This window comes from Chryseobacterium sp. 2TAF14 (assembly GCF_052115105.1).
Classification (GTDB): domain Bacteria; phylum Bacteroidota; class Bacteroidia; order Flavobacteriales; family Weeksellaceae; genus Chryseobacterium.
The window spans coordinates 1-11,036 of sequence record NZ_JBFRGA010000117.1 but is presented as its reverse complement, the minus strand read 5'-3'; the positions used below and the strand labels follow the sequence as shown (position 1 = coordinate 11,036).

General features: G+C 32.4%; 7 protein-coding genes and 1 pseudogene. All 8 read left to right on the top strand.

Annotation, left to right across the window (positions count from 1 at the left end; all coding sequences use genetic code 11):
* The first annotated feature begins 1,270 nt into the window (after nucleotides 1-1,270).
* On the top strand, nucleotides 1,271-2,407 hold the full coding sequence (locus tag AB4Y90_RS12235; protein WP_441557856.1) for an aminotransferase class I/II-fold pyridoxal phosphate-dependent enzyme: 1,137 nt from the start codon (nucleotides 1,271-1,273) through the stop codon (nucleotides 2,405-2,407).
* Nucleotides 2,408-2,632: 225 nt separating this feature from the next.
* Nucleotides 2,633-3,414: pseudogene (locus tag AB4Y90_RS12230) on the top strand (mannose-1-phosphate guanylyltransferase).
* A 19-nt stretch (nucleotides 3,415-3,433) separates the two neighbouring features.
* Nucleotides 3,434-4,387 carry a GDP-L-fucose synthase family protein gene (locus tag AB4Y90_RS12225; RefSeq protein WP_441557858.1) on the top strand — a complete coding sequence of 318 codons (954 nt, stop codon included), beginning with the start codon at nucleotides 3,434-3,436 and terminating at the stop codon, nucleotides 4,385-4,387.
* 70 nt (nucleotides 4,388-4,457) lie between these two features.
* Complete coding sequence (gene gmd, locus AB4Y90_RS12220) at nucleotides 4,458-5,531, top strand: GDP-mannose 4,6-dehydratase (RefSeq protein WP_441557855.1); 1,074 nt, start codon at nucleotides 4,458-4,460, stop codon at nucleotides 5,529-5,531.
* Nucleotides 5,532-5,874: 343 nt separating this feature from the next.
* A complete protein-coding gene (locus AB4Y90_RS12215) occupies nucleotides 5,875-6,411 on the top strand; it encodes a sugar transferase (protein ID WP_441557857.1) in 537 nt (178 codons plus the stop codon).
* A 15-nt stretch (nucleotides 6,412-6,426) separates the two neighbouring features.
* On the top strand, nucleotides 6,427-7,065 hold the full coding sequence (locus AB4Y90_RS12210) for a DUF3575 domain-containing protein (RefSeq protein ID WP_441557854.1): 639 nt from the start codon (nucleotides 6,427-6,429) through the stop codon (nucleotides 7,063-7,065).
* A gap of 205 nt (nucleotides 7,066-7,270) precedes the next feature.
* On the top strand, nucleotides 7,271-9,616 hold the full coding sequence (locus AB4Y90_RS12205) for a GumC family protein (RefSeq protein ID WP_441557853.1): 2,346 nt from the start codon (nucleotides 7,271-7,273) through the stop codon (nucleotides 9,614-9,616).
* Between the two features lie 56 nt (nucleotides 9,617-9,672).
* On the top strand, nucleotides 9,673-11,036 hold a 1,364-nt coding region (locus tag AB4Y90_RS12200), incomplete at its 3' end, for a lipopolysaccharide biosynthesis protein (RefSeq protein WP_441557852.1).

Below are 11,036 nucleotides of genomic sequence, written 5' to 3'. Positions count from 1 at the left end.
GGTTAGAGCCTGTTTAAATTTATTGGAAAAACGCAAAGACGCAAGATTTGATAAAAGTTCTCTGTTTTTAAAACGCAAGGAGAAAATCAAAGATTTTCTTTTATAATGCTGATCAATTTTATCGAAGATAAAATCCTTGTGCCTTAAAGCGTACTATCGTTAAACAATTTTGCGCCTTTGCGAAAAACCAATTATGAAATTCATATTTATTAATTTTTAAACAGGCTCTTCTTTGCGATAATTTTTTAATCGCATTGGTTATTTATTTCTATCGCACAGACAGACAGTTTTTTTTCAATTCTGATTTTTTATTTTAAGATAAACGAAGCCGCTTTGTTTTACCTGTTGTGAATTTAGACTTAGTATTTCATATATAAGTGTTAACGTCTTTGTTTAACTTAAAAATATGGAGAATTATATAAAAAAATCTTTGTTTTACTTTGCGATAATTTTTAATCACATTGGTTATTTATTTCTATCGCACAGCAGACAGGTTTTTTCAATTCTGATTTTTTATTTTAAGATAAACGAAGCCGCTTTGCTTATGTGAGGTAAAACAGAAAATAGTATTTTGTTGTTAAGTGTAACGCAGTTATTACCTTTACCTATCCCGTATCACCTGCATAGCAAACAGATGGTTTTGCGAAGGTTACAGGAAGTTTTGGGGAAATTATAGATGAATTTGCACATCAGGCAGCTCCCGATGAGAAAGGTATAGATAAACATGCGGATAAGTCAGATGTATTTGCAAAACAAGCAGATGGTTATGCGAAGTATGCAGATCACTTTGCATGTATGACAGGTGCATCTGCACAACTGACAGACGGCTTTGCATAACTGACAGATGGCATTGCGAAGGTTACAGGAAGTTTTGAGGATATTGCAGATGTATTTGCAAAACAAGCAGATGGTTATGCGAAGCCTGCAGATCACTTTGCATGTATGACAGGTGCATCTGCACAGCTGACAGATGGCTTTGCATAACTGACAGATGATTTTGCATAACTGACAGATGGCTTTGCGAAGGTTACAGGAAGTTAACCACGAAGCGCACTAAAGATTTCACGAAGAACTCCATAGTTGTGAGCTTTGTGAATAACCTTAGTGTACGTTGTGGTAAAAAAATAATCATAATTACAGTAAAGAGTTTTTAATTATAGCATATTTCGGACAATCAGAAAATATGACAATGAATTGTATTTATTAAATAAATTACCCATTATTTCTACAATTAAGATTAAATTTGGGGGGTCAATAAAAACGGAATATAATGCAAAATAAGATCTGGCTTTCTTCCCCACACATGGGCGGAAACGAGCAAAAATATGTTAACGAGGCATTCGAAGCAAATTGGGTAGCACCTTTGGGACCTAATGTAGACGGTTTTGAAAAAGATTTGGAATCTTTTTTAAATCAGGATGTAAAAGTAGCAGCACTTTCAGCAGGTACAGCTGCAATACATTTGGCATTAATTGAATGTGGCGTTGAATATGGTGATGAGGTAATCTGTCAGTCGATGACATTTTCTGCCTCTGCAAATCCTATCGCTTACTGTGGAGCGACGCCGGTTTTTATTGATTCTGAAAAAGATACCTGGAATATGTGTCCGGTTGCTTTGGAAGAAGCAATTCAGGATAGAATTTCAAAAGGCAAAAAGCCAAAAGCAATTATTGTGGTTCATCTTTATGGAATGCCTGCAAAAATGGAAGACATTGTGGCAATTGCCAAAAAACATGAAATTCCTGTCATTGAAGACGCTGCCGAAGCTTTAGGTTCAACTTATAAAGGAAAAGCTTGCGGTACTTTCGGACGCTTCGGGATTTTGTCTTTCAACGGAAACAAGATTATCACCACTTCAGGAGGTGGAGCTTTGGTTTGCCATACCCAGGAAGATAAGGACAAAGCTGTGTTTCTATCGACACAAGCGAGAGATAATGCTCCTCATTATCAGCATTCTCATATAGGGTTTAATTATAGAATGAGCAATATTGTTGCAGGAATCGGCCGTGGACAAATGGAAGTTTTAAACGATAGAGTAGAAGCGCGCAGAAAAATGCATGATTTTTATGTTGATATTTTTAAAAATATTGATGGAGTAGAAGTTTTTTCTGAACCTGGTCAAGACTATTATTCCAATCATTGGTTATCTGCAATTGTAATTGATGAAAAGATAACCGGGAAAAATCGTGAAGATTTAAGGTTGGCTTTTCTTGAAGATAATATAGAATCCAGACCTTTGTGGAAGCCGATGCATTTGCAGCCTGTTTTTGCAGATGCTCCTTACTACGGAACAAATGTGGCAGAAAAATTATTTGATGATGGATTGTGCCTTCCTTCCGGGTCTAACCTTTCTGATAGTGACAGAGAAAGAATTAAAAAAGTGATTACAAAATTTTTCATTAGTTAAAAAAAAAGTTTAGTAAATAAATATACTATATTCAAAATCCTGAGAGAATTCTCGGGATTTCGAATTTGTTAAAACAATTTTATGTATATAATAATTTTATTTCTAAATAGATTGTTATAAAAATTTTAAATGATTTTCTTAAAGTAGAAATACTCGTATATTTACAGGTTTAAAACAAATGGTATAAGTTTTACTGATCAATGTTTTAATAAACCACAATAGAAAATGAAAATATACAACGTGATATTATCCGGAGGTGTAGGAAGCAGGCTTTGGCCACTTTCACGAAAACAACACCCAAAACAGTTTTTGAAATTATTTTCAGGTAAAGCTCTTTTTGAATTAACAGCAGAACGTAATCAGAAAGTTGTGGATCAAATTATGGTTGTAGGAAATACAGATCATATTGAATGGAGTAAACGGCTATTAAACGATATTTCTTTACCAAAAACTTTTATTGTTATATTGAGTATGAAGGTAAAGATGTACTTTCATTCAGAGAAAAACCAAATACGGAAACTGCTCAGGAATTTTTAGAAAGAGGAACTTTTCTTTGGAATTCCGGAATGTTCTGTTTTAAAGCAGGAGTACTTTTAGAAGAATTAAAAAACTATCAACCTGAAGTATTTGATAAATGCAATGAAGCATGGAAAACATCAGAAAATCAGTGCTTAAATATGGAAGCATCGCTTCAGATTCCTTCTATAAGTATTGATTATGCAGTGATGGAAAGATCAAAAAAAATAAAAGTTGTTCCTGCACATTTTAGATGGAATGATCTGGGATCTTTCGAATCTTTATATGATTATTTACGCTCTACAGGTCATCCTGTTGATGAAAATGGAAATATGGTCATCGGAACGGAAATATTTACAGCTTTTGTAGGACTTAAAGATTCTATTTTGGTGCATACTAAAGATGCACTGCTGATTCTTCATAAAGAAAAATCACAAGATGTAAAGAAAGTGTATAATCAGCTTGAAAAATATCAATCTATTTTAAGATAATTAAATCGAAAAAAAAATGATTTCAAAAGAATCTAAAATATATATAGCAGGACACCGAGGGATGGTGGGTTCTGCAATTTGGAGACAGCTATCAGAACAAGGATATACTAATTTAATTGGTTTAACCAGTAATGAATTGGATCTTAAAGACCAAAAAGCAGTAACAGAATTTTTTGCCACTAAAAGACCAGATGTGGTGATCGATGCTGCTGCAAAAGTTGGAGGTATTTTAGCCAACAATACATTTCCGTATCAGTTTTTGATGGAAAATATGCAGATTCAAAATAACCTAATTGACGCTTCATTGAAAAATGATGTCGAAAAGTTTATTTTCTTGGGTTCATCTTGTATTTATCCTAAATTAGCGCCACAACCATTGAAAGAAGAATATTTATTAACAGATTCTTTGGAACCCACCAACGAATGGTATGCTGTTGCTAAAATTACAGGTATTAAAACCTGCGAAGCAATCAGAAAACAATTTGATAAAGATTATGTTTCTTTAATGCCGACTAATCTGTATGGTACACATGATAATTTTGATTTAAATACATCTCATGTTTTGCCTGCAATGATCAGGAAATTTCATGAAGCAAAGGAAAATGGTAATGCGCCCGTAACATTATGGGGATCTGGAACTCCTATGAGAGAATTTCTTTTTGTGGATGATATGGCGGCTTCTGTAATTTTTGCTTTAGAAAACAGGCTTCCGGAACATTTATATAATGTAGGAACCGGAGTAGATTTAACGATTAAAGATTTAGCAGAATTAATTCAGAAAGTGACAGGACATACAGGAGAAATTCTTTGGGATTCAGAAAAACCGGATGGAACTCCAAGAAAATTAATGGATGTATCAAAAATGCACGAATTAGGTTGGAAGCATAAGGTAGAGCTTGAAGCTGGAATTACCAAAACCTATCATTGGTTTTTAGAAAATATCAACAGTTTCAAACAGGTAAAGATGTCCTGATRAAATATTGGTCATCAATTATCAATCATCAATCATCAAACATCACTTATAGAAAACATACATCACGAAGATGAAAACAGCATTAATAACAGGAGTTACCGGTCAGGACGGTTCATATTTAGCAGAGCTTTTATTAGAGAAAGGATATAGAGTCCATGGTATTAAAAGAAGAGCTTCTTCGTTCAATACTCAGAGAATTGATCATTTATATCAGGATCAGCATGAGCAAAATGTAAATTTCACATTGCATTATGGTGATTTAACAGACTCTATGAATATTATAAGAATTATTCAAGAGGTACAGCCAGATGAAATATATAATTTGGGGGCAATGTCACATGTAAAAGTTTCTTTTGACTCTCCTGAATATGTTGCTAATGTCGACGGAATCGGGACTCTAAGGATTCTTGAAGCTGTTCGTATTCTTGGTTTGGAAAATAAGACCAAAATTTACCAGGCTTCTACCTCTGAATTATATGGCGGATTAGCTGAAAATAAAAATGCAGCAGGTTTTTATGATGAAAATTCTCCATTTTATCCTCGTTCACCTTACGGGGCTGCAAAAATCTATGGTTTTTGGATAACTAAAAATTATCGTGAAGCTTATGGTATGTTTGCTTGCAATGGTATTTTATTTAACCATGAATCGCCAAGAAGAGGAGAAACTTTTGTAACCCGTAAAATTACAATGGCTACTGCTGCAATTGCCAAAGGGAAACAAGAATGTCTTTATTTAGGAAATCTAAATGCACTTCGTGATTGGGGACATGCTAAAGATTATGTTGAAGCAATGTGGAGAATTCTCCAACAGGATAAACCCGATGATTTTGTAATTGCAACAGGTGTTACAACATCAGTAAGAGATTTTGTACGTATGGCATTTGATGAAATTGGTGTAAAATTGGTTTTTGAGGGTGAAAACGAAAATGAAGTAGCTAAAGTTGTAGCATGCAATAACCCGTTGTATCAATTAGAAATTGGTAAAACCGTAGTTTCTGTAGATCCGGAATATTATAGACCTACTGAGGTAAACCTTTTGATTGGTGATCCTACAAAATCTAAAACACAATTAGGATGGAAGCCACAATATGATCTTCAGACTTTGGTAAAGGAAATGATTGAAAGCGATTTGAAATTAAATTAACATATTCTTTTAGATTTTAGCTTTCTGATAGTGACAGAGAAAGAATTGAAAAAATAATCAGAAAATTTTTCTCTTAACTTATCCCAAAATATTTCTGCTTTTCAAAAATTAAGTAAAATTAATATTTGAATAAAAATAAAAAACTGCTTATTCTCGTATGAAGATGAGCAGTTTTTTTTATTGACTATCAGTTTTTTATATGATTAGCAGGAATGTTTTAACCACATACAATATACCTGAAATCATAATTTCAAAATCCTCATTTATAGAAACTCAACTTCTTTTCTTATATTTACGCTTCAGTTTGATTACAGTGAAAAAAAACCTATGGTGGAAAGATTTTATGGACTACGGATTAAGTTTCGCAGTAATTTTACTTATTCTCCCTGTTTTTTTTGTTTTAATGATTTTGGTGTCTTTTGATACCGGGTTTTCTCCTGTTTTCAGACAAGAAAGAGTAGGAAAATACGGTAAGATTTTCGTGATTTATAAATTCAGGACCTATCATATTAAAACACATACGAAATCCTCTTTTGGTAAATGGATGAGAAAAACAAAGCTGGATGAGCTACCCCAGCTTTTCAACATTCTTAAAGGAGATATGTCTTTAGTAGGACCGAGACCGGACATTCCCGGGTATTATGATAAACTGGAGAACGAAGACCGGTTGATCCTTAATTTAAAACCGGGATTAACGAGTGAAGCCGGAATTAAATATAGAGACGAAGAAGAAATTTTAAATCAACAGAAAGATCCGTTGAAATATAACGATGAGGTTCTTTTTCCGGAAAAAGTGAAAATGAATCTTGAATATTATCATCGGCTTTCTTTTAAAAATGATATGTATATTTTGCTTAAAACTTTTTCTGTTTTAAGATAATGATGCAGTATAATTATGAAGTTTACAGAAAAATTTTTATCAAGAGTACTTTTGATAGCCGTTGTATTTTTATTAGTGAAAATAAAAGCGCAACAAACAGAAATTAAGCTGAATGGAGCTTTTGTACCATTAACAATGCTGAATGTTGCTGTTGAAAAGCCAATTCATAAAAAGTTTTCAATGCAAGCCGAAGTTTTCATATCACCATGGAAATCTCTTTACGGAAAAAACATGCAGTTTTATATGGGAACTGTAGAAGGACGTTATTATTTTGATGAAGTAATGAAAAAATGGTATATTGGTGCTTATGGTTCTGTTGTGGCATTTAACATTCAGAAATGGAATTACCTGAGATCTGCTATAGTGTATGACGACAATGGCAATCCTGAATTGATGGAAAACGGAAATATAAGATCAACCGAAAGATATCAAAAAGGTTTGGCTTTTATTTTTGGAGTAAGCGGTGGATATCATTTTACAATAAACGATAGGTTGGGATTAGATATTTATGCCGGAATCGGAGCTACACAGTCATTATACAAAGGTTACTATAAAGATAATAACGAGCGTTATGACAATGCTGAAAACTGGAATAAAAGCGGAGAGGTGATCCCGACACGTGGTGGATTGATGATAACGTATAAATTAAAGTAAATTTTATCTCTTTTTTTAATAATTTGCAATTTTTACGGAATAAAAAAGACAAATGATAATAACCGGTCAATGATGATAAATGAAAATCTGCAAGATTATATAAAATGACATAATCACTACCGTGAATTTATAAAATATAGATATATTTGCAAGGTTTAAAATAAAATAAATAAAAAATAATCCTAATTCTCAATTAATCCAAAGCATGGATAGCAAAAATAATAAAGAAATTAATTTTAAAGAACTTATTAATCCTTATCTTAAAAACTGGAAGTATTTCGTAGGAATGGTTTTTATTATGGGATTATTGGCTTTTTTCTATATAAAAACTAAAGTTCCTATTTACAAAGCTCAAACTACTGTATTCATTAAAGATGCCAAAAAAATGAGCCCGGGAGGTGATATGAGTATGCTTCAGGGATTAGGCGGTTTAACAGGGATGGGAACTAATAGTATTGAAAATGAGGTTGGCGTTTTTGAATCTAAAACAATCGTGGAGGATGCTTTGAGAGAGCATAATTTTCAGACTCCAATTTATGCAAGGCAAACATTCAAGAGTATAGAGTTATATGGAGCTACAAGTCCGTATATAATACATGTTGTGCAGGAAAAAAAAGATGTTGATTTACCGGAAAAACCAATATCCATTAAAACCAAAGGGTCAGAAATTATTTTATCTTCAGACGAATGGAAGAAAGATATTGTAACTTCTTTTAATAAAACTACGAGCTTGCCTTTCGCTGTGATCATGATCAGCAAAAATCCCGTTTTTAAACCGTCTCCTAAGACAAAAATGGATGATATTTTCTTCTATTACAATACTTTTGAAAGTACTGTTAATGGTTTTCAAGAAAGCCTTACGGTAGATTTACTTGATAAAGATGGTACAATAATTACTCTAACTGTAGATTTTGAAAATAAAGAAAAGGCAAAAGATTTTCTTAACAGTTTAGTAAGAGAGTATAATATCTATGCTATAAATGATAAAAATATTGAATCGAAAAGAACCAAAGATTTTATTGATAAAAGAATAACGATTATTTCAAAAGAATTAGGGGATGTAGAAACTCAGAAAGAGGGATATAAATCTAGTAATAATATTGTTGACTTACCTTCAGAAGCACGAATAAATCTTCAGTTGAAAGAACAGAGTAAAGCTGCGATACTGGACTTGGGAACTCAGCTGGAACTAAATAAAATTTTACAAAATACCTTAAACAGAAAGGGTACAGGCGATGTATTGCCTCTTAACATAGGTCTTGAAAACGAAGCAGCCGGAAAAGCTATCCAAGAGTATAATGCTCTGGTTTTACAAAGAAATAAATATCTACAGGAAGCTACACCCGACAACCCGGTTGTAAAAAATATAGACAAGCAGATCCAGGAGATGAAATCTTCTTTAGGAGAAACTTTGCAAAAAAATGTAACTTCTTTACAGTTAGCGAAAGCCAAAGTTGAAACTCAATTAGGTGGATCTGAAACTATTATTAGCAAAATTCCTGGTCAGGAAAAACTTTTCAGAAGTATTGAAAGACAGCAGCAAATAAAAGAAAGTCTCTATTTATTGCTATTACAGAAAAGAGAAGAAGCGGCAATAAGTATGGAAATCGCTTCAGAAAAAGCAAGAGTAATTGATAAAGCATTTGTGTTTCAAAAGCCGATTGCACCAAAAAAGATGGTGATCTTAGCAGCATTTCTGTTATTGGGCTTGCTTATTCCGTTTGGGATTATTTATTTAAAACAAATTTTACAAAGTACAATAATAAACAGAGGGAATATTACAAAGCTTACAAAAGTACCTGTACTTGCAGAAATTCCAAAACTTAAAAACCGAGAAAACCCTTTACTTGCTTTCAATGATGTTTCTCCGATGGCTGAAGCATTCAGAATATTTGTAACCAATTTGAAATTTTTGCTTCCTGTAAAAGATTCACCACAGGTTATTATGATCACCTCTTCTGTTAAAGGAGAAGGAAAGACGTTTATCTCTACCAATTTATCAATCATATTAGCTTCTTCCAGAAATAAAGTATTGGTAATTGGTGCTGATATTAGAAATCCTCAGTTACAACGGTATAATCCCTCAATGAAATCTTCAAAAGGTCTAACAGAGTTTTTGAGTGGTGAAAATTTATCAATCAATGAGATTACATATCCAAGTGGTTATAACGAAAATTGTGATTTTATCTACTCAGGATCAATACCACCGAATCCGACAGATTTATTACAAAACGGAAAATTAGACGAACTTTTATCCATAGTTAAAGAGCAAAATAAATATAAATATATTGTTTTAGATACCGCTCCGCTATTATTGGTAACAGACTCTTTCCTTATTGCAGATAAAAGCGATGCAATCGTATATGTTACAAGATCTGAAGTTACAGAAAAGAGTTATTTAGAGTTTTTAAATCATTCAATTGAAGATAATAAGCTTAAAAATGTCGGAATTGTCTTAAATGGTGTAAAAGAATCTAATTTCGGATATGGAAATAAATTCGGATACGGTTATCAGGCTGAGGGGAAAAAATGGTGGCAGAAATTTTTTTAAAACTGTTTACTAAAACACTTAGCTTTATAAGATTTCAAATCTGAAAAACAAATACGATGAATCTTTCTTCAAAAAAACTTACAGTAAACGCTATTTCGGCAGTCATTCAGGTTGTCTTTACAGCTTTGTTGTATTTTTTTTTATATAAATATTTATTAAGATCCATTGGTGTAGAACAATTAGGAGTTTGGTCGCTAATATTATCATTTTCTTCGATTGCTAACTTGGCTAATATGGGGCTAACTTCAGGATTAGTAAAATTTGTTGCGGAATATATACTAGAAGATGATAAAAGTAAACTAGGTAAACTCATTTTTACTTCAATTTTATCGATGTCCATTTTATTTATATTTCTTAGTTTAGTTATCCTTTCCGGAGCACAATTTTTTTTAGGATATGTAATTGATAAAAAATTTTTAGATATTGCATTAGTAATACTACCATATTCATTAGGCTCTTTGTGTATTAATGCAATAGGAGGCGTGTTTACGTCTGTATTAGAAGGCCATCAGAAAAATTACATCAGAAACTTTATATATATTATATCTGGTATTGTAATGTATGTAGGGACTATTTTATTAACGCCGTTATACCAGCTAAAAGGTGTTGCTATTGCACAACTTTTACAATCGGGTTTTATTTTTATAGCAGCCATGATATTTACTATAAAAATTAATCCAAATAATAAAATCCGTCATTGGAAATGGAGTAAACAATCTTTCAAAGAACTATTCAATTATGGCTATAAATTCCAATTGGTTTCTGTATGCCAAATGCTTTATGAACCTGCAACAAAATTATTACTAAGCAAATACGGAGGTTTGGTAACTTTGGGACATTACGAACTTGCAAATAAGGTGGTTAATCAGTTTAGAGCTTTATTGGTCAATGCCAATCAAGTTGTAGTCCCTGTCGTCGCTGAGAAAGCAAAAATGGAGGGAGGTATATTTCTACAAAGTTTTTATACAAAAATGAATCGTATTTTACTCTTATTTTGTTTACCATTATCTACTATCCTTTTTATATGTATACCGTTTATATCTTTGGTATGGATTGGTGAGTACAATTCCGATTTTATTTTTTCCATGGCTGTTTTAACTACTATGACTTTTATGAATGTAATGAACGGACCAGCATATTTCAGTTCTTTAGGAGAAGGAAGACTTAATGTTCTGGTTTTTGTACATATAGGCATAGCAATTATCAATGTTCTGTTAGGTATTTTATTAGGAAAATCATTTGGAGGTTATGGGGTTATTCTGGCATGGGGAATCGCTATTTCTGTTGGAGCTGTTGTTTTGATTTTTACGTATAATCAATCTGTTAAGATTCGCTTTTTTGATGTTTTTCAAAAACAAGAGAGACATCTTTTAATTATTAGTTTAATAATTATTACTACAAACTCATTAATGTATTATTT

Bases quoted from the DNA above. Each gene is read 5' to 3' on its own strand.
- AB4Y90_RS12235 (WP_441557856.1), top strand. From the start codon at position 1,271: ATGCAAAATAAGATCTGGCTTTCTTCCCCACACATGGGCGGAAACGAG.
- gmd (WP_441557855.1), top strand. From the start codon at position 4,458: ATGAAAACAGCATTAATAACAGGAGTTACCGGTCAGGACGGTTCATAT.
- AB4Y90_RS12215 (WP_441557857.1), top strand. From the start codon at position 5,875: ATGGACTACGGATTAAGTTTCGCAGTAATTTTACTTATTCTCCCTGTT.
- AB4Y90_RS12210 (WP_441557854.1), top strand. From the start codon at position 6,427: ATGAAGTTTACAGAAAAATTTTTATCAAGAGTACTTTTGATAGCCGTT.
- AB4Y90_RS12205 (WP_441557853.1), top strand. From the start codon at position 7,271: ATGGATAGCAAAAATAATAAAGAAATTAATTTTAAAGAACTTATTAAT.